This is a genomic window from Variovorax sp. 350MFTsu5.1, from assembly GCF_048302515.1.
Lineage (GTDB): Bacteria > Pseudomonadota > Gammaproteobacteria > Burkholderiales > Burkholderiaceae_C > Variovorax > Variovorax guangxiensis.
Window position 1 is genome coordinate 126,089 of sequence record NZ_CP157620.1, and the last position, 18,666, is coordinate 144,754.

15 protein-coding genes are annotated in these 18,666 nt (G+C 69.1%); 4 read left to right on the top strand and 11 right to left on the bottom strand.

What is annotated here, in order from left to right; all coding sequences use genetic code 11:
* Position 1: 1 nt before the first annotated feature.
* Positions 2-1,294, bottom strand: coding sequence for a hydroxymethylglutaryl-CoA reductase, degradative (locus ABL843_RS00505; protein WP_418118628.1), 1,293 nt, complete (start codon positions 1,292-1,294; stop codon positions 2-4).
* A 137-nt stretch (positions 1,295-1,431) separates the two neighbouring features.
* On the opposite strand from ABL843_RS00505, the gene ABL843_RS00510 reads away from it, so the two are divergent.
* Positions 1,432-2,823 carry a PLP-dependent aminotransferase family protein gene (locus ABL843_RS00510; RefSeq protein ID WP_184639011.1) on the top strand — a complete coding sequence of 464 codons (1,392 nt, stop codon included), beginning with the start codon at positions 1,432-1,434 and terminating at the stop codon, positions 2,821-2,823.
* Between the two features lie 9 nt (positions 2,824-2,832).
* On the opposite strand, the gene ABL843_RS00515 is transcribed toward ABL843_RS00510, so the two are convergent.
* Positions 2,833-3,615, bottom strand: a complete 783-nt coding sequence (locus tag ABL843_RS00515) for a crotonase/enoyl-CoA hydratase family protein (protein ID WP_369660163.1) — start codon at positions 3,613-3,615, stop codon at positions 2,833-2,835.
* 77 nt (positions 3,616-3,692) lie between these two features.
* Between ABL843_RS00515 and ABL843_RS00520 the strand changes: the two genes are divergently transcribed.
* Positions 3,693-4,499, top strand: a complete 807-nt coding sequence (locus ABL843_RS00520) for a PaaX family transcriptional regulator (protein ID WP_418118629.1) — start codon at positions 3,693-3,695, stop codon at positions 4,497-4,499.
* 9 nt (positions 4,500-4,508) lie between these two features.
* Here the strand turns inward: ABL843_RS00520 and ABL843_RS00525 are convergent, their stop codons facing one another.
* The 3 genes from ABL843_RS00525 to ABL843_RS00535 are packed head-to-tail and all read right to left on the bottom strand — an operon-like array spanning position 4,509 to position 7,700.
* The gene (locus tag ABL843_RS00525) at positions 4,509-5,768 is read right to left on the bottom strand and encodes an amidohydrolase family protein (RefSeq protein ID WP_418118630.1); all 1,260 of its coding nucleotides are present in this window, start codon (positions 5,766-5,768) and stop codon (positions 4,509-4,511) included.
* Positions 5,769-5,805: 37 nt separating this feature from the next.
* Positions 5,806-6,312 (bottom strand): GAF domain-containing protein, encoded by a 507-nt coding sequence (locus ABL843_RS00530; RefSeq protein WP_184639003.1) that lies wholly within the window; start codon positions 6,310-6,312, stop codon positions 5,806-5,808.
* A gap of 20 nt (positions 6,313-6,332) precedes the next feature.
* On the bottom strand, positions 6,333-7,700 hold the full coding sequence (locus tag ABL843_RS00535) for an MFS transporter (RefSeq protein ID WP_418118631.1): 1,368 nt from the start codon (positions 7,698-7,700) through the stop codon (positions 6,333-6,335).
* A 126-nt stretch (positions 7,701-7,826) separates the two neighbouring features.
* Between ABL843_RS00535 and ABL843_RS00540 the strand changes: the two genes are divergently transcribed.
* Positions 7,827-8,741: a LysR substrate-binding domain-containing protein gene (locus ABL843_RS00540; RefSeq protein WP_418118632.1), complete on the top strand. Its 915-nt coding sequence runs from the start codon at positions 7,827-7,829 to the stop codon at positions 8,739-8,741.
* 21 nt (positions 8,742-8,762) lie between these two features.
* Here ABL843_RS00540 and ABL843_RS00545 read toward each other — a convergent pair whose 3' ends face one another.
* From ABL843_RS00545 to ABL843_RS00560, 4 genes are read right to left on the bottom strand one after another with little or no spacing between them, the layout of a single operon-like run.
* Positions 8,763-10,574 (bottom strand): feruloyl-CoA synthase, encoded by a 1,812-nt coding sequence (locus ABL843_RS00545; RefSeq protein ID WP_418118633.1) that lies wholly within the window; start codon positions 10,572-10,574, stop codon positions 8,763-8,765.
* A gap of 1 nt (position 10,575) precedes the next feature.
* Positions 10,576-11,547: a 3-hydroxyacyl-CoA dehydrogenase NAD-binding domain-containing protein gene (locus tag ABL843_RS00550; protein WP_418120541.1), complete on the bottom strand. Its 972-nt coding sequence runs from the start codon at positions 11,545-11,547 to the stop codon at positions 10,576-10,578.
* A gap of 2 nt (positions 11,548-11,549) precedes the next feature.
* Entirely contained in the window at positions 11,550-12,764 is a 1,215-nt protein-coding gene (locus ABL843_RS00555) for an ABC transporter substrate-binding protein (RefSeq protein WP_418118634.1), read from the bottom strand.
* 40 nt (positions 12,765-12,804) lie between these two features.
* Complete coding sequence (locus tag ABL843_RS00560) at positions 12,805-13,725, bottom strand: 3-keto-5-aminohexanoate cleavage protein (protein ID WP_126020649.1); 921 nt, start codon at positions 13,723-13,725, stop codon at positions 12,805-12,807.
* Positions 13,726-13,851: 126 nt separating this feature from the next.
* Between ABL843_RS00560 and ABL843_RS00565 the strand changes: the two genes are divergently transcribed.
* Entirely contained in the window at positions 13,852-14,562 is a 711-nt protein-coding gene (locus ABL843_RS00565) for a Crp/Fnr family transcriptional regulator (RefSeq protein WP_184638991.1), read from the top strand.
* Positions 14,563-14,609: 47 nt separating this feature from the next.
* Here the strand turns inward: ABL843_RS00565 and ABL843_RS00570 are convergent, their stop codons facing one another.
* Positions 14,610-16,412, bottom strand: coding sequence for an NAD(P)-binding domain-containing protein (locus ABL843_RS00570; RefSeq protein WP_418118635.1), 1,803 nt, complete (start codon positions 16,410-16,412; stop codon positions 14,610-14,612).
* A 185-nt stretch (positions 16,413-16,597) separates the two neighbouring features.
* Positions 16,598-18,562, bottom strand: a complete 1,965-nt coding sequence (locus tag ABL843_RS00575; RefSeq protein ID WP_418118636.1) for a sigma-54-dependent Fis family transcriptional regulator — start codon at positions 18,560-18,562, stop codon at positions 16,598-16,600.
* Positions 18,563-18,666 lie beyond the last annotated feature (104 nt).

Here is an 18,666-nt window from a genome sequence, read left to right on the forward strand (position 1 = left end):
CCTACTTCTTGTTCTTGCGCAGCGCTTCGAGCAGCGCCACCGCGCGGTCGGTGCGCACGTCGTGCTCGGCCGCCATCTGCTTCGCGACGGCGTCGATCTCCTCGCCGGCGGCACCGGCCACCAGCGCGATGTTGCGTGCGTGCAGTGCCATGTGGCCGCGCTGGATGCCTTCGGTGGCCAGCGCGCGCAGGGCGCCCAGGTTCTGTGCAAGGCCCACCGCAGCGGCCACTTCGCCGAGCTCCTGTGCCGACCGCACGCCGAGGACCTTCAGCGCCAGCCGCGCCAGCGGATGCGTCTTGGTGGCGCCGCCCACCAGCCCCACCGGCATCGGCAGCTCGATGGTGCCGACCAGCGCGCCGGTGTTGTCCTTCTCCCAGGTGGTGAGCGAGGTGTAGCGGCCATGGCGGCAGGCGTACGCGTGTGCGCCGGCTTCGACCGCGCGCCAGTCGTTGCCGGTGGCGACGATCACCGGGTCGATGCCGTTCATGATTCCCTTGTTGTGCGTGGCCGCTCGGTAGGGGTCGACGGCCGCGAAGGTGTAGGCGTCGATCACGCCTTCCACCACTTCCTCGCCGCTGCGCTCGCGCGTGGCCAGCACGGCCGGTGCGAGCCGCACTCGGGCGCGCGCCAGCCGCAGGTCCGCGAGGTTCGACAGGATGCGCAGCCGCACCGTGCCGCCGGTGAGCTCCTCGACCAGCGGCGACACCGCTTCGGCCATGGTGTTGACCGTGTTCGCGCCCATCGCGTCGCGCACGTCGACGATCAGGTGCATCACCACCATCGCGCCGCGTGGCGTGCTTTCGAAGACGTGCACCTCGATGTCGCGGCAGCCGCCGCCCAGGCCGATCAGCACCTTGTCGCGGCTGTTCGCCACCTCCAGGATGCGCTCGCGCGCCCGCAGCAGTGCGAGCCGTGCCCCCTGCGGATCGCCGATGCCCACCACCTGCACCTGCGCGCGCATCAGCGGTCCGGTGCTCGATGCCTCGAAGCCGCCGGCTTCGCGCGCCAGCTTGGCCATGAACGAGGCCGCGGCCACCACCGAGGGTTCTTCCACCACCATCGGCACCAGGTACTCGCGGCCGTTCACCACGAAATTGCCGGCTACGCCCAGCGGCAGCTCGAAGGTGCCGATGACGTTCTCGATCATGCCGTTGGCGCGGTCCATGCCCAGGGCGCCGGGCCGGGAGAGCAGGGCGGTCTCGTCGGCGGTGAGCGAGGCGATGCCCGCGATGTGTTCGAGGCGCTGCGCGGGTGTCAGTGCGCGGAAGTTGGGAAGGCGGGAATCGGCGACCATCGTTGCGTGTCTCTTCTGAATGCGAGTTCGGGAGCAGGCAATTTAGGTTGGCTGTACCGCCGCCGGAAGGCACAGTTTGGCGGGACAGTGAGGACAGTGGGTGGCCGTTCGCACCCGCTGTGTCACAGTCGCAGGTCATGACCACCATCGCCGATTCGCTCGCCAACGCCATCGAACGCCAGATCGCGAGCGGCGCCTACAAGGCCGGCGACAAGCTCCCCTCGCTGCGCGAACTGGCGCAGCTGCACGGCTATGCGAAGAACACCGTGGTCGCCGCCTTCGAGCTGCTGGTGTCGCGCGGGCTGGTCGAGCCCAGGCGCGGCTCGGGCTACTTCGTGTGCGCGCGGCCCTCGGCCCCCGGGCCCGCGGAGGAAGACGCCGGCAGCCTCGGCCGCGCGATGGACATCGTGTGGCTCATGCGCGAGCAGCTCAAGACCGAGCCCGACGCGATCGCCGTGGGCGACGGCTTTCCGCCGGTCGAGTGGCTGGCCGACGTGCGGCTCGACAAGTACCACCCCAAGGTCGTGCGCACGGGGCTCGGTGCGCTCTTTCGCTACGGCAGCCGCTTCGGCTACGCGCCGCTGCGCGATCACCTCGTGCGCAAGCTGGCCGACTTCGGCATCGGCGCCGAACCGCGGCAGATCGTGCTCACGCACGGCGCCAACGAGGCCATGGACATCGTCATCCGCTATTTCGTGCCGCCCGGCGGCAAGGTGCTGGTGGACGACCCCGGCTACTACCCGCTGTTCGGCAAGCTCAAGCTCGCGGGCGCGCAGGTGCTGGGCGTGCCGCGCCTGGCCGACGGGCCCGACCTGGAAGCGCTGGAGCGCCTGCTCGTTGCCGAGCGGCCGCGCCTCTTCTTCACCCAGTCGATCGCGCACAACCCCACCGGCTCCGACATCTCGCCCGCCAAGGCATTCCGAGTGCTCCAGCTCGCGCAGAAGCACGACCTGCTGATCGTCGAGAACGATCCGCTGGCCGACTTCAAGCCCACGGCGCTGCCCCGGCTGGCCGCGCTCGACCAGCTGGAACGCACGATCTACATCGGCAGCTTCTCCAAGTCGTTCTCGGCCGCGCTGCGCGTGGGCTTCATCGCATGCGGCGCCGATCTCGCGAGCGATCTCGCCGACCTGAAGGCGCTGATCCACGTGAGCAGTTCGGAGTACGCCGAGCGCACTGTCGACGTCATCCTCAGCGAGGGCCACTACCAGCGGCACCTGAACCGGCTGCAGACGCGGCTGGGCGAGGCCACGCGCAACGCCATCAAGCTGCTGGAGTCGGTCGACGCCGAAGTGTTCGCGCGCAGCCCGCAGTCGCTCTACGTGTGGGCCGCGCTGCCCGGCGTGGCCGACTCGCTGGCCTTCGCCAAGGAGCTGCTGCCGCGCAAGATCGTGATGGCGCCGGGGCGCATCTTCGCCGTCGATTCGACGCAGGTGTCGCGCTGGTCGCGCTTCAACGTCGGCGCCATGGCCGACCCGCGCTTCGCGAAGGCGCTGCGGACCACGCTGCGCCGCATCGGCCAGGGGTAGGCCGGGTTTTCAGCTTCCGAACTCGCCGTGGCGCCCGGCGCCGCCGGCAAAGCGCGCGGCGCCGGCCTGGCCCTCGGCGAAGACCACCGGCACGCCCAGCGCGCCTTCGCGGCGCAGGGCCTCGGCCAGCGGCATGTCCCATTGCTCGTAGGCGGAGCGCCGGTCGGCCAGCATGCAACGCTGCGGAAAGGCGGCGATCTCGCGCGCCAGCTGCTGCGCGGCGGCCAGCGCGCCGCCGGGCGGCGTCATGCGGTTGACCAGGCCCATCGTGAGCGCCTCGGGCGCGCCCACCGGACGGCCCGAGAGGATCATGTCGAGCGCTCGCCCCATGCCCACGATGCGCGGCAGCCGCACCGTGCCTCCGTCGATCAGCGGCACGCCCCAGCGGCGGCAGAACACGCCGAACACCGCGTCCTCGTCGGCCACGCGCAGGTCGGCCAGCAGCGCGAGCTCGAGGCCGCCGGCCACCGCGAAGCCGTTCACCGCCGCGATCAGCGGCTTCGACAGCGCCATGCGCGTGGGCCCCATCGGGCCGCTGCCGCCGCCTTCGGGGTCGAGCTCGTTGCGGCGGGCGGGGTCGCCCACGGCGGAGAGGTCGGCGCCCGCGCAGAAGTTGCCGCCCGCGCCGGTGAGCACCGCGACGCGCAGGGCCTCTTCGGCCTCGAACCGGCCGAAGGCCTCTCGCAGTTCGGCCGCTACCAGACCGTCGACCGCGTTGCGCTTGTCGGGCCGGTTCAGGGTGATGGTGCAGACGGCGCCGTCTGTATCGCAGCTCACGTATTGCATGGCCATGCGCGCATCCTTCCGGGCAAAATTACATGCTCGATCGCTCACGATGATCGTAGGAAATATTTCTCTCTCCTGCAAACATGGACAAAGTATGTAATGTGCCGGTCGCCGTCCCCAGCGCGCCCGACCTGATCCTCGACCTTTTGGTGGCCGACGGCGGCACGCTGAGCGCGCAGGCGCTGTGCCGTGCGGGCGCGCTCATGGGCATCGGCGAATCGACCCTGCGCGTGGGCCTGACGCGGCTCGCGGCCGAGGGCAAGATCGCGCGCGGCGAGCGCGGCAGCTACATGCTCGACCGCAAGGGCGCGGCGCTGTCGCGCACCGTCGATGCCTGGCGCAACCGGCAGGCGCAGACCGTCGCATGGCGCGGCGACTGGCTGGCGGTGCACGACGCCGGCGTGCCGCGCGCCGACAAGACCGCGTGGCGCCATCACGCGCTCGCGCTGTCGCTGCGCGGTTTCGCCGCGCTGCACCCGGGCCTGCACGTCCGGCCCGACAACCTCTCGGGCGGCCTCGCGGCCGAGCGCAAGCACCTGGCGGCACTGGGGCTGTCCTCCGACGCGCTGGTGTTCCGCATCGCCGACCTCGACGATGCGGCTCAGGCGGCCGCGCGCAAGCTGTGGAATGTGCGCGCCATGGAGGCCGACTACCGCCGCCTGCAGACGGGCGTGGAACGCAGCGAGAAGCGGCTCGCCACCCAGAAGCTCGAGACCGCGACGCGCGAGTCGCTGCTGCTGGGCCGTGCCGTGATCGCGCACATCATCCGCGACCCGCTGCTGCCGGCCGAGCTCATGTCGACCGCGCCGCGCACCGCGCTGCTCGCCGCCACCCGGCGCTACCAGGACAAGGCGCTGGTGCTGTGGCGCAAGTGGCTGGCGCAGCCGTAGCGTTCTCGTTCAGTGCAGGGTGGCGAGTTCGTCGAACTGCACCACGCCTTCCTTCATGACGATCGGAATGCGCTCGCCCTGGCCCAGCAGGCAGCCGATGTCGCGCAGCGGGTTGCCGTCCACCACCAGCAGGTCGGCCAGTGCGCCGGGCACCAGCCGGCCCAGGCGGTCGCTCATGCCCAGAATCTCGGCGCCCACCGTGGTCGCGCTGGCGATGGCCTCGGCCGGCGACAGCACCTCGGCGCGCAGGCGAAACTCGTCGCTCTGCAGCCGCTGCGATTCGCCCAGCAGGTCGGAGCCGTAGCCCATCTTCACGCCTGCCGCCTTGTAGATTTCCAGCGAGCGCAGGCCGGCCTCGCGCACGCTCGCCACCTTCGCCACGCTCTCGGCCGGCAGGCCCAGGCTCTCGCCCTCGGTGGCCAGCGCGTCGTAGGTGACGAGCGTGGGCACCACGTAGGCGCCCAGCTGCGCCATGAGCGTGGCGGTGGGCGCGTCGACGAGGTTGCCGTGCTCGATGGTGCGCACGCCGCAGCGCACGGCACGCGCGATGGCGGCTGCCGTGTAGGCGTGCGCCATCACGTAGGTGTCGCGCCCCTGTGCCTCGGCCACGATGGCGCGGATCTCGTCCTCGCTGTAGCCGAAGGCACCCACCGGGTCGGTGGGCGAGGCCACGCCGCCGGAGGCCATGATCTTGATCTGGTCCGCGCCCATCTGAAGCTCCTCGCGCACCGCCTTGCGCACCGCGTCCACGCCGTCGGCCACGCGCGCCAGCGCGCCTACGCGCACGCACGTGGCGCACACGCCGTCGCCGTTGCCCATGTAGTCGGAGCGCGCGCGCATGTCGCCGTGGCCACCGGTCTGGCTCAATGCGCGGCCCGAGACGAAGAGGCGCGGGCCCTGCGCCAGCCCCGAGTCGACTGCCTGCTTGAAGGCGAAGCCCGCGCCGCCCGCGTCGCGCACCGTGGTGAAGCCACGTCGCAGCATGCCGCGCAAAATCGGTACGCTGCGCAGCGTCACCAGCACGTTGGGCATGTGCACCTGCCGCGCGAGGTTGAGCTCCACCGCGATCACGTGCACGTGCAGGTCGATGAGGCCCGGCATCACCGTCTTGCCCTTCACGTCGATGGCGCGGGCCGAGGGGCTGTGGATCGGCTTGTCGGAAACCTCGCGCACCACGCCGTCCTCCACGAGGATGTGGTGGTCTTCCAGCAGCTCGGCGCGCTGCGGATCGAGCAGATTGGCGTTCTGGAACAGTACGGCGTTCGTCATGATGAAGGGTCTCCTGCGAAGGCGTTCATTCAGGCATTCAGTCGGCGGCGGCCATCAGGGCCGGCACCGCGAGTTGCGCGAACACGCGCGCGGTCTCGACGTGCTGCGTGCCGTACCAGTTCTCCTGGTGCAGCAGGTTCAGCGTGCCCAGCGTCTCGCCGCGCCAGCGCAGCGGAATGTTCAGCACGCTGCGGCAGCCCAGCGACTCGATGAGCGCGTGGTCGAAGAACACGTCGCGTATGTCGTCGGCCGTGCGGCCGATGTAGGGCTGGCCTTGGTGCATCACCTGCTGCATCCAGGGCGAATCTGTGATCGGCTTGCGCCCGCCCACCGGGTAGGCATCGCGCATGTTGGTGTAAATGCGCTCCGACTCGCGCGCCGCGCGGTGATGGACCAGGATGGTGAAGAGCCGGTGGCCCACGGTGGCGGCCAGCGCCTTGTCGATGGCGTCGAAGGTGGCCTGCGGCTGTTGCGTGTCGGCGTGCGCGCGCGCCACGGCCGAGAGCGATTCGTCGATGAGATGGCTGTTCGTGTTGGGTTGCATGGGTGTCTGGTCGATGTCTCTCAGGAAAGCTCCGCCGCCGCGATGTCTTCCAGCGAACGGCCGCGCGTGGGAATGCCCATGAAGGTGACGGCCGCCGCGCCCAGCAGCAGCACGGCGGTCGTCATGCCGAACACGCCCGCGAAGCCCAGCGACGGATAGATGAAGCCCACCAGGATCGGCGCCGTGATGCCGCCGATGCGCCCGATGGCCGAGGCCAGGCCGGAGCCTGTGGCGCGCACCTGCGTCGGGAACACTTCGGGCGTGTAGGCATAGACGCCCGCATAGGTGCCGTTCATGAAGAAGGAAAGCAGCACGCCCGCGGCCATGATCTGCGTGTCGCTGTGCGTGAAGGCCAGGCCCAGTGCCGCGATGCCGCCCAGCAGCATGTAGCCCACGATGGTGGCCTGCCGGCCGATCTTCTCGTTGAGCCATGCGGCGGAGAAGTAGCCCGGGATCTGCGCGAGGTACATCACCAGCGAATAGCCGAAGCTCTTGGTGATGGTCATGCCGTTCTGTATCAGCAGGCTCGGAATCCACGTGAAGAAGGAGTAGTAGCTGAAGGTGATCGACAGCCACATCAGCCACGTCATGACGCTGATGCGCATCAGCTTGCGCGAGACCAGCGTGGCGTAGTTCTTCAGCAGGCCGCCGCGGCTGTTGCTGGGCGGCGGCGCGGCCACGTCTTCCTCGTTGAGCGCGGGCAGCGCGAGGCCTCGGCGAACGGTGTCGGATTCCATCGCGTCCACGATCGCGCCGGCTTCGGCCTGCCGCCCTTGGCTTTCGAGCCAGCGCGGCGACTCGGGCAGCGCACGGCGCCACCACAGGAGCAGCAGCACCGGCATCGCGGTGATGAAGATCACGATGCGCCAACCTTGTGCATGCGCCGGCACGATGAAGTAGCCCAGCAGCGCGGCGGCCACGAAGCCGAAGGAGAAGAAGCCCGCGAGCGCGCCGGTGAAGGTGCCGCGATAGCGGCGCGCGACGAACTCCGAGAGGTAGGGCGCGATGATCGCGCTCTCGGCGCCGGCGCCGAAGCCGGCCACGATGCGCAGGCCGAGGAACAGCGTCCAGCTGTCGACCATGCCGCTGAAGAGCGAGGCCACGCAGTAGATGGCAAGGGCCGACATCATCACCCTGCGCCGCCCGAACAGGTCGCCGCAGGTGCCGGCCGCGAGCGCGCCGAAGAAGAAGCCGATGAAATTCGCGCTGGCCAGCACGCCGATCTGCACGCTGCTGAGCCCCCATTCGGTGCGCAGCACCGGCAGCACGAAGGCGATCACGGCCGCGTCCATCGCGTCGAAGGTGTAGCCCAACCCTCCCATGAAGAGCAGGCGCCGATGGAAACCGGAGAACGGCAGGCGCTCGATGCGGCCCGACAGCATGGTCATGTGAATCCCTCGACTTCGGTGGTGCGGAGAAGCGGCAGATCGTAGGATCGCTGGGATATCACGACAAATTTATATGCGTGATTGTGTTTATTGACCTTGTGAATGAATGGACGAAGAGGAAGTGCGATGAACTACCGCAATGCCGACCTCAACCTGCTGAAGGTGTTCGAGGCCCTCATGACCGAGGGCAACGTCACGCGCGCGGCCAGCAAGCTGTCGCTGACGCAGCCCGCGGTGAGCAATGCGCTGCGCCGGCTGCGCGACACCTTCGACGATCCGCTCTTCGTGCGCAGCGGCGCGGGCGTCAACCCGACGCGGCGCGCCATCGACCTGTGGGAGTCGCTGTCGATGGCGCTGCATGCGATCCGCGCGACGATGGACGTCGAGCAGTTCGACGCGCTGCGCAGCACGGCGAGCGTGAGCATCGCGATGTCCGACTACGTGTCGTCCATCGTGGTGCCGCGGCTGGCGCAACGGCTCGGCAAGGTCGCGCCGTCGATGCAGGTCCATGCCATTCCCAACACGCTGGTCGACTTCGGCCCGGTGCTGGCAGACAACAAGGCCGACTTCGCGATCAGCGTCTACAACGAGGAAGTGCGGCGGCCGGCGTTCCTCAAGTCACGGGCGCTGTGGTCGCCGGACTTCGTCTGCATCATGCGTGCCGGCCATCCGCTGGCGCGGGCCGAGAGAATTCCGCTGAAGAAATTCCTTGCCGCACGCCACGTGGACGTGAGCCTGGTCGGCAAGACCACGCCGACCTACGACCTGTTCCTGCGCAGCCGCGGATTGCAGCGCAACCTGGTCGCGACGGTCAACCACTACGGCGCGGCATACGAGGTGGTGCGCCGCTCCGACCTGATCGCGGTGCTGCCCTGGTCCGAGAAGTTCGAGCCCCCGCGCCTGACGGGCCTGCGCAAGATGCCCGTGCCGCTGGAGGCGCCACCGCGCATCATCGAACTCTTCTGGCACCAGCGCCACGAGACCTCGGGGCTGCACCGGTGGCTCAAGAACACGCTGCTGGAGCTGTTCGAGCAGGCCTGAGCGCCCGAGGGGAAGGAAGCGTCAGCCTTCCAGCCGCACCACCTGCGCATCGCCTGGCGTGCGCGCATGCAGCCGCTGCACCTCGGCGGCGCGGCGCGTCAGCACCGCGCGCTGGTTGATGTAGCCCTTGTCGGTGATCTCGCCCGCGTCGAGGCTGGGCGGCTCGGCGAGCACCAGCGCGCAGGCGGGGCACTGCGAGGAGCCCGCGCCCTCGTCGCGCAGCGCGCGCAGCACGCCGGCGATGCGTTCGCCCATGGCCTGCGGCGCGAGCGCGGCGCCCTGGGGGCTCGCGAACACCAGCATGCCGATCTCGTCGCGGTCGTGGCCGGTGAGCACGATGTCCTGCACGTGCGGCGCGAGCATCGACACCAGCTTCACGCGCAGCGTGCCCACCGACACCCAGGTGCCGGTGGAAAGCTTGAAGTCCTCCGCCACGCGGCCGTTGAAGATCACGCCCTGCGCAGGCTGCGCCGGGTCGGCCAGGAAGCCGGCGTCGCCGATGCGGTAGTAGCCTTCTTCGTCGAAGGCCTGCGCGGTCTCGCGCGGCGCATCGCGATAGCCGGGGAACACCGAGACGCCCTTGACGCGCATCTCCAGCTTCTCGCCGTTGGGCACGAACTTCAGCTCCAGCCCCGGCAGCGGCGCACCGATGCAGCCGGCGCCATCGAGCTTCCAGTGCGCGGAGGTAATGGCGGGCGATGTCTCCGTCGCGCCCCACGAGGTGGTGAGCCACAGCGGCCGCGCAGGGCGCACGCGCACGGCCACCGCCTCGAGCCGCTTCCACGTGGAGGGCGCGAGTGCCGCCGCCGCGTAGAAGGCCAGCCGCAGGCGCGAGAGCACGTCGGCGGCCAGCGCCTCGTCGGCCTCCAGGAAGGGCAGCAGCATGTCGAAGCCGCGCGGCACGTTGAACAGCAGCGTGGGCTTCACCTCGCGCAGGTTGCGCACCGTCTTCTCGATCAGCCCCGGGGCGGGCCGGCCCTCGTCGATGTAGAGCGCGCCGCCGTGGCACAGCACCATGTGCAGGTTGTGATTCGCGCCGAAGGTGTGGCTCCAGGGCAGCCAGTCGACCAGCACCGGCTTCTCTTGTGCGAGGAAGCGCCAGGTCTGCGCGATCATCTGCTGGTTGGCGCACAGCATGCGGTGCGTGTTGATGACCACCTTGGGCCTGCCGGTGGAGCCGGAGGTCAGCAGGTACTTGGCGTGCGTGTCGGGCAGCACGCTCGCGAAGGCTTCCATGACGGCGGGCGTTTCCTTCGCCGCGAGCAGGCTGTCGAAGGCGATGGCGCCCGGGTGCGCGTCGGCATTGCGGCTGAACACCGCGACGGCCTCCACCCCGCTGCCCCCGAGCGAGCCGCCGTACACCTTCGCGTCGGAGGCGTAGATCAGCGCGGGCCTCAGCGCCTGCAGCATGCCGTGGAGCCGCGATGTGTCCTTCGCCATGCGCGAATACGCACTCGAAAGCGAGCAGGCGGCGCGCCCGATGTGCATGGCCGCGAGCATCAGCACCACGTGGTCGATGGCGTTGTCCGAAAGAATCACCACCGGCTGGCCCGCCGGCAGCTTCATGTCGAGCAACGCCTGCGCCACCGAGCCCACGGCCTGGCGCAGCGCGCGGTAGTCCAGCTTGCGCCAGCCTTCGCCGCTCTCGTCGCGCTCCGCGAAGGCCAGCGCGTCGGGCGTCTCGCGCGCCCAGCGCTCCAGCCATTCGCCGATGCAGCGTGCATAGGGCTTCAGCGCCATCGGAGAACGCAGCGCGAAGGAGCCGTCGTCGAAGTCGATGCGCACCGTGCGGGGCGGGGCGATCAGGTTTTCATCGAGGAGGAAGTCGGTCATTTCAGTCGAGTCTGCCGGTGTCGGATTTGGCGCGAATCAGGTTTAACAGCAGGGTGTCGCGGGCGGATTCGAGGCCGCCGGTGCGACGATCGCCCAGTTCCTCATCGACGCCATCCTTCACCTTCCGCTTGAGCTCCGCCGTCATCGACGGCACTCCGAGGTCCTTCCACCAGTCCTCGATCGGCCCGCCCAGATGCGCGAGCACATGCTCGATTCCACCGTCACCGCCCGACAGATGCAGGTTCATGAACGGCCCCATCACCGCCCAGCGCAGACCGGGCCCGTGCGCGATGGCCGCGTCGATGTCGGCCACGCTCGCCACGCCCTGGTCGACGAGGTGGAAGGCTTCGCGCCACAGTGCCGCCTGCAGCCGGTTCGCGATGTGGCCTTTCACCTCGCGCTTCACGTGGATCGGCCGCTTGCCGATGGCCGCGTAGAACGCCATCGTGCGTTCGATGACATCGGCCGAGGTCTGCTCGCCGCCGATCACTTCCACCAGCGGAATCAGGTGCGGCGGGTTGAACGGATGCCCCAGCACCACGCGCTGCGGATGCGCGCAGCCCGACTGCATGCCGCTGATCGCGAGGCCGGAGGAGCTGGAGGCGAGGATGGTGTTCGGCGGCGCCGCTGCGTCCATGCGGCGGAACAGGTCGATCTTGAAGTCCATGCGCTCGGGGCCGTTCTCCTGAACGAAGTCGGCCACCGAGACGGCGTCTTCCAGGCTGTCGTGGAAGCGCAGGCGGTCGACGGACGCACCGGGCGCGAGGCCGAAGCGCTCCAGCGTGGGCCAGTGCTTCACCACGGCTTCGCGCAGCCGCTCTTCCGCGCCGGGCGAGGGGTCGGTCGCGTTCACGTCGAGTCCATGCGCGAGGAAGTGCGCGACCCAACTCGCACCGATCACGCCGGTGCCGACCACCGCCACGCGTTTCACGCCGGTCGAGGAAGACGAGGAAGAAGATGCAGATGCGTTCATGCTCATGACGATTTCCACCGCGCGCAGCGGCTCTCGGCCCTGGTCGTCCATGCGGCCTCGCCGCGGATCGGCTCGACCACCTTGTAGTAGTCCCAGGGTTCCTTCGATTCGGCCGGCGTCTTCACCTGCATCAGGTGCATGTCGTGCACCATCAGCCCGTCGTCGCGCAGCCAGCCGCCCTTGACGAACATGTCATTGAACTTCGTCTTGCGCAACTGGGCCATCACCTTGTCGGCGTCGTCGCTGCCCGCGGCCTTCACCGCCTGCAGGTACTGCAGCGCGGCCGAGTAGTCGCCGGCATGGAACGAGGAGGGCTTGCGCTTGTGCCTGTCGAAGAAGCGGCGCGCCCATTCGCGCGACTCGGGGCTCTGGTTCCAGTACCAGCTGTCGGTGAGGTACATGCCCTGCGATGCCTTCAGGCCCAGCGCGTGCACGTCGTTGATGGTGATGATCATGCCGGCCAGCTTCATGTTCTTGCCGACGCCGAACTCCGCCGCCGACTTGATGGCGTTGACCGTGTCGCCGCCCGCGTTGGCCAGTGCCAGCACCTGCGCCTTGGAGCCCTGCGCCTGCAGCATGAACGACGAGAAGTCGCTCGCGCCCAGCGGATGCTTGACCGAGCCCGCCACCGTGCCGCCCGCGGCCTGCACCGTCCTGGTGGCGTCGTTCTGCAGCGCCGCGCCGAAGGCGTAGTCGGCCGTCACGAAGTACCAGCTCTTGCCGCCGGCCTTGACCACCGCGCTCGCGGTGCCGCGCGCCATGGCCACCGTGTCGTAGGCGTAGTGCACCGTGTAGGGCGAGCAGTATTCGTTGGTGAGGCCCGAGGCGCCCGAGCCCACCACGAAGTACGGTTTCTTCTTGTCGGCCGCCACGCCCGCCATGGCGATGGCCGCGCCCGAGTTGACGCCGGCGACCAGCATGTCGACCTTCTGCACGTCGAACCACTCGCGCGCCTTGGCGGCGGCGATGTCGGGCTTGTTCTGGTGGTCGGCCGTGACCAGTTCGATCTTCCTGCCGCCGATGGCGCCGCCCATGTCGGCGATCGCCATGCGGATGGCCTCGGCTCCGCCCGGGCCGTCGTAGTCGCGGTAGATGCCCGACATGTCGCTGATGAAGCCGATGCGGATCACGTCATCGGACACCTGCGCCGATGCGCCCGTTGCTGCGAATGCCGCGCCGAGCGCGGCGGCCAGGGCGGTGCGGGAAAGCTTGCTCATGTATTCGTCTCCGTTCGTCTTTTCCTGCTGCGTGCCGCTGTCAGCCCAATGCGAACTCGGGCCTCGGCGTGCCCACCCGCGGCAGGCCCATCATCTGCCGCGCCTCGGCGGGCGTCGCCACTTCCATGTCGAGTTCGCGGATCACGCGCACGATGCGCTCGGTGAGCTGCACGTTGGTGGCCAGCTCGCCCTGGCGGAAGTAGAGGTTGTCTTCCAGGCCCACGCGCGCATGGCCACCCAGCAGCAGCGCCGCGACGTTGGCCTCCAGCTGCGAGGGGCCGATGCCGCTCACGCAGAAGATGCTGCCCTTGGGCAGGGTGTCGACCATCATCTGCAGGAAGCGCGGCGAGTACGGCATCGCATTCTGGAAGTTGCGGTGCACGTTCATCACCAGGTTGATGAAGTAGGGCTCGTCGTCGTGGCCCTCGCCGATCAGCGTGGTCGTGTCCTGCAGGATGTGCGTGGGGCTAAACACTTCCCACTCGGGCTTGATGCCGCGCGCCTTCATGCCGGCGGCCAGCTCTCGGCCACGGGTGATGGGCGTGTCCATCAGGATCTGCTTGCCCTCGAAGCTCAGGTTGAGCGTGGTGGCGTCGAGCGTGCACATCTCGGCGCCGGCGTCCATGCCCTTGATGCGCTCCTCCCAGGCGATCTCCCAGCGGTCGCCGGCCAGCGGCTTCACCATGTCGCCATGCACGCCGCCGCCGGTGGAGTTGTTGATGACGATGTCGCAGCCGCCTGCGCGGATGCGGCTGTTGATGTCGCGGTACACGTCGGCGTCGCAGGTGGCGCCGTCGTCCGGGCGGCGCGCGTGGATGGCGACCACGCTGGCGCCGGCGTTCCAGCAGCGCAGCACGTCGGCCGCGATCTCGGCGGGTTGGGTGGGGAGGTGGGGGTTCTGCGACTTGTGCGCCATGCCGCCGGTGGGGGCGATGGTCACGATCACTTTGCGCTTCGACATGGTCGGGGCTCCTGGTGTCTTTCAAGGGGGCCGCGCTATTATTTTTGGGTGCGCAGGCACACTCAGTCATCGCGACGACATTTGGGCTCAGGGTTTACGCACCCGGCCTTCAGGAGCTTTCATTCCATGCCCACGACGAAGCCGGCCCCCAGAGCGGCATCGCTGACGATCCCGCAACTGCTGCAAGGTTCGGCCTGGTTCCCCCTGCTCGACGTGAGCGCGGGCGAGCGCGTGCTCGACGAGATGCGCGAGGTGGAGGTGGCGGCGGGCGCCGCGCTGTGCCGGCGCGGCGACACGCCGATGCACTGGTACGGCACCCTCGAGGGGCTGCTCAAGTGGTCGATCACCTCCAGCGATGGCCGCTCCGTGACCTTCGGCGGGCTCTCGGTGGGCAGCTGGTTCGGCGAAGGCACGCTGTTGCGCGCTCTCCCGCGCTCGGCCGACATCATCGCCCTGCGGCCGAGCAGGGTGGCGGCGCTGCCGCTGGAAACCTTCGAGTGGCTGCACCGCACGCAGCGCGGCTTCGATCACTTCCTTCTGCAGCAGATCAACGAGCGGCTGCACTGGTTCATGGGCAACTACGCGGCGCATCGCCTGCTCGATGCCGACAGCCAGGTGGCGCGGGCGCTGGCGGGGCTATTCCATCCCTGGCTGCACCCGGGCAGCGAGCCGCATCTTCAGACCTCGCAGGAGGAGATCGCGAACCTTTCGGGCGTGTCACGCCAGCGGTGCAATGCGGCGTTGAACCGGCTGAAGGAAGCCGGCTTCCTGCGCATCGAGTACGGCGGCATCACCGTGATCGACCTGGAAGGGCTGCGGCGGTTCATCAGCGAGTGAGCGGACTCGCTCCCTCTCCCGCTTGCGGGAGAGGGGACAACACCAAGTCAGCGCACGTGGTGCGACGCGGCCCGCTCGTACACGGGCGTGTCGATCCCTTCCATGCGCGCCTTCAACTGCAGCGCCAGGAACTGCGAGTAGTGCCGCGACTGGTGCAGGTTGCCGCCGTGGAACCACAGGTTGTCCACCTGCGTGGGCTTCCACATGTTGCGCAGCTCGCCTTCCCACGGCCCCGGGTCCTTCGGCGTGTCGGAGCCCAGGCCCCAGCACTTGCCGACCTTGTCGGCGATCTCGGGCGAGATCAGGTCTGCCAGCCAGCCGTTCATCGAGCCGTAGCCGGTGGCGTACACCAGCAGGTCGGCCGGCAGCTCGGTGCCATCGGTGAGCGTCACCGAGCGCTCGTTCACCCGCTCGATGTTCACGCCGCTCTTCAGGTGGATGCTGCCGTTGGCCACCAGCTCCGAGGCGCCGACGTCGATGTAGTAGCCCGAACCGCGGCGCAGGTACTTCATGAAGAGCCCTGATCCGTCGGCGCCGAAGTCGAGCATGAAGCCTGCCTTTTCGAGCCGCGCGTACAGGTCGGCGTCGCGCTTCTTCATCTCCTCGTACACCGGGATGTGGAAGGTGTGCATGATCCTGTAGGGCACCGACGCGAAGATCAGGTCGGCCTTGTGGTGGTCGATGCCGTTCTTCATCGCCTGCTCCGAATAGAGCCCGCCCAGCGCCAATTCCATCAGCGACTGGGAGGGCGCGATGTGCGTCGACGAGCGCTGGATCATCGTCACGTCGGCGCCGTGCTCCCACAGGGCGGCGCAGATGTCGTGCGCCGAGTTGTTGGAGCCCAGCACCACGCACTTCTTGCCGGCATAGGCCTCGGGCCCGGGGTGCTGGCTGGAGTGGTGCTGGTCGCCCTTGAAGTTCTCCGCGCCAGCCACCTTCGGCACATTCGGGTAGCCCGACACGCCCAGCGCGAAAACCAGTTGCCTCGGTCGCAGCACCACCGGCTTGCCCTCGCGCTCAACCGTCACCTCCCAGCGCTGCGCGGCTTCGTCGAAGCGTGCCTTCTTCGCGGTGGTGGAGCTCCAGTAGTTGAGCTCCATGATCTTGGTGTACATCTCCAGCCAGTCGCCGATCTTGTCCTTGGGCGCGAACACCGGCCAGTCGTCGGGGAAGGGCATGTAGGGCAGGTGGTCGTACCAGACCGGGTCGTGCAGGCACAGCGACTTGTAGCGCTTGCGCCAGGAGTCGCCGGCCTTTGCGTTGCGCTCCACGATGATGGTCGGCACGCCCAGCCGCCGCAGCCGCGCGCCGAGCGCGATGCCGCCCTGGCCGCCGCCGATGATCACCACCTCGGGCTGCTCGGTGTAGCCCAGCGACGCTTCTTCGTCGCGGCGCTTCTCCAGCCAGTTCTTGCGGCCCTTGTGCACGCCGTGCTCGGCGCCCTTGATGCGGTTGTCGCCCGTCTTCTCCTCGAAGCCCTTCAGCTCCGTCATGGTGGTGAGCAGCGTCCAGGCCTTGCCGTTGCGCAGCCGCAGATGGCCGCGTCCGCGCGCCACGCGCGTCTCGAAGGTGAACCACGCATCGACCACGCCATCGGCCTCGGTCGCCTCGCCCTCCACCGCGAAGGCCGTGGGCTGCACGTCGGCCAGCCGCGCCTGCAGCATCGCGCGGATGGCATCGGGGCCTTCCTGCGTGCGGATGTTCCAGGTGAAGGCGACGAGGTCGCGCCAGAAGCTGTCGGCCTCGAACAGCGAGACGGCCGCGTCTATGTCGTTGCGCGCGAGCGCGGCGGCGAAGTCGGCGAGCCATTGAGCCGCGGCCCGGGTAGGGGCGGTGGTGGGGTCTGTCATTGCGTGTCTCCGTTGCGTCGTTGATGGATGCGCGGCGCCTTGGGGGCGGCGCGGCATGCGTTGCGCAGCTTTCGTGCCGCGCGCGGGGCGACGATGGATCAATGACTTGGGCGGGCTTTTGTCGCAGCGCAAGCGTTTGTCGCACGCTGCATGCGACGAAGCCGAGACAACTGTCGCAGCGCGTCTCAGTCGTCCGCCAACGGCCGGCTGCGCGGCGGCGCGATGCCGTGGCGCTTCATGTGCCGGTACACCGTGGCACGGCTCAGGCCAAGTTCGTCGGCCGCGCGTGCCACGTGCCATCGGTGGCGCCTGAGCAGTTCGACCAGCTCGGTGGCGGCGATGCCATCTGGGTCGTCGGCCGAAGAAGCGGCGACACGGGCCACGTTGGCCGGGGTGACGTGGCCCGATCGTGCGGGCAGCTGTAGCTGGATGTCTTCCACGCCAACCCGGCCGTCGCTGCACAGCGCCAACGCCAGCCTCAACACATTGCGCAGCTCCCGCAGATTCCCCGGCCAGTCGTGCGCCAGCAGTTTCTGCATCGCCTCTCCCGACAGCCGCGCCGGCGAAGACATCGCCGCGGCTTCCTCGTTGAACATTCCCTCGATCAGGTAGCGCATGTCGCCGCGTTCGCGCAGCGGCGGCAGCTTCAGCACCGCGCCGCACAGGCGGTAGTAGAGGTCCTCGCGAAAGCGACCCGAGGCCACGAGCCCGGGCAGGTGGCGGTGCGTGGCCGCCACCACCGCGATGTCCACGCGCTGCGGCGACTCAGCGCCCAGAGGCAGAACCTCGCCCTCGGAGAGCACGCGCAGCAGCCGCGTCTGCAGCGCCATCGGCATGTCGCCGATCTCGTCGAGGAACAGCGTGCCCCGGTCGGCCTGCGCGATCAGGCCCTTCATGCCCTTGGCGCGGCCGCCGGTGAAGCTGCCGGGCGTGTAGCCGAACAGCTCGCTCTCGATCAGCGAATCGGGAATGGCCGCGCAGTTCACCGCCACGAAGGGCATCGCCGCGCGGCCGCTGGCGCCGTGCAGTGCGCGGGCAAGCACTTCCTTTCCGCTGCCGGTCTCGCCCTCGACCAGCACGTGGATGCCGCGGTCCACCAGCCGGCGCGCCTGCGCAAGCAGTTTCTGCATCTGCGGATCGTCGCCCGCGATGCGTTCCAGCGGCGGCAGGCGGTCGTTCGGGCGTGCGGCGGGCGCCGCAGGGGTTGCGACCGAAGGCCTGCGCACGCGCGGCGCCAGCAGCGACGCGTGGTACTCGCCGCCACCGGGCAGCAGCACCGTGTGGGCAAAGGGCATGGCCGACGCGCCGCCGTTGCCGATGCGCCAGATCGCATCCATCGGCATGTGCAGCCATTCGGAGATCGCGCCGCCCAGCGCACGCCCCGCAAAGGCCTGCCGCGCGCCGCCGTTCGCGCCCACCACCGTGCCGCCTTCGTCGAAGGCCAGCATCACCTCGCCCGCCACGTCGACCAGTCCGAAGGCGCTGCCCAGCCGCAGGATCCAGTGGCCGCGGAAGCTGCGCAGGAAGTCGGCGTCCTCGATCATCCGCGCGTAGATGGCCACCAGGTGCCGCACGAGATGCTGGCTCTCCCTGGCTTCTGGCGAGCGCAGGGCAGACACGTCGAGGATGGCCGTGAGCTTGCCGCTGTGGTCGAACAGCGGCGCGGTGGTGCAGGTGAGCGCGATGTGCGTGGCGTCGAAGTGCTCGGTCTGGTGGCAGGTCATCGGCTGGCGCTCGACCAGGCAGGTGCCCACGCCGCAGGTGCCCGCGTGCGCCTCGTTCCAGTCGGCGCCGAGGTAGAGGCCGGCCTTGCGCAGCTGGTCGTCCCACGCGGGGTTGCCGATGTAGTCGACCGTGATGCCTTCCGCGTCGGTCAGCAGCACCATGTAGCCCAGGTCGGCCACGCGGCGGTAGATGTCTTCCATGCCCGAGCGCGCGGCGCGCAGGAAATGCTCCAGCTGCTGCTGGTGCGCGCGCACTTCCTGCGCCGGCAGGATGCGCGCGGGGCTCGGCCTCGACGGATCGAGCCCGTGGTCGCGCACGCAGCGCGCCCACGACTTGTGGACCAGGCTCGCCGCCGGATCGGCCAGCGCCGCGCCGGTGGTGATGGAGTAGACGTTGTCGATGTGACGCGATTGCAGGGACGTCATGCGCAGCCTCGCGGATGGGTGGGCACGGCCACGCCGGGCCGTGCAGCCGACCATCATTCGGCTGTCGCGCTGTCGCAGCACAGAGGTGAAACCCGGTGAAGTCC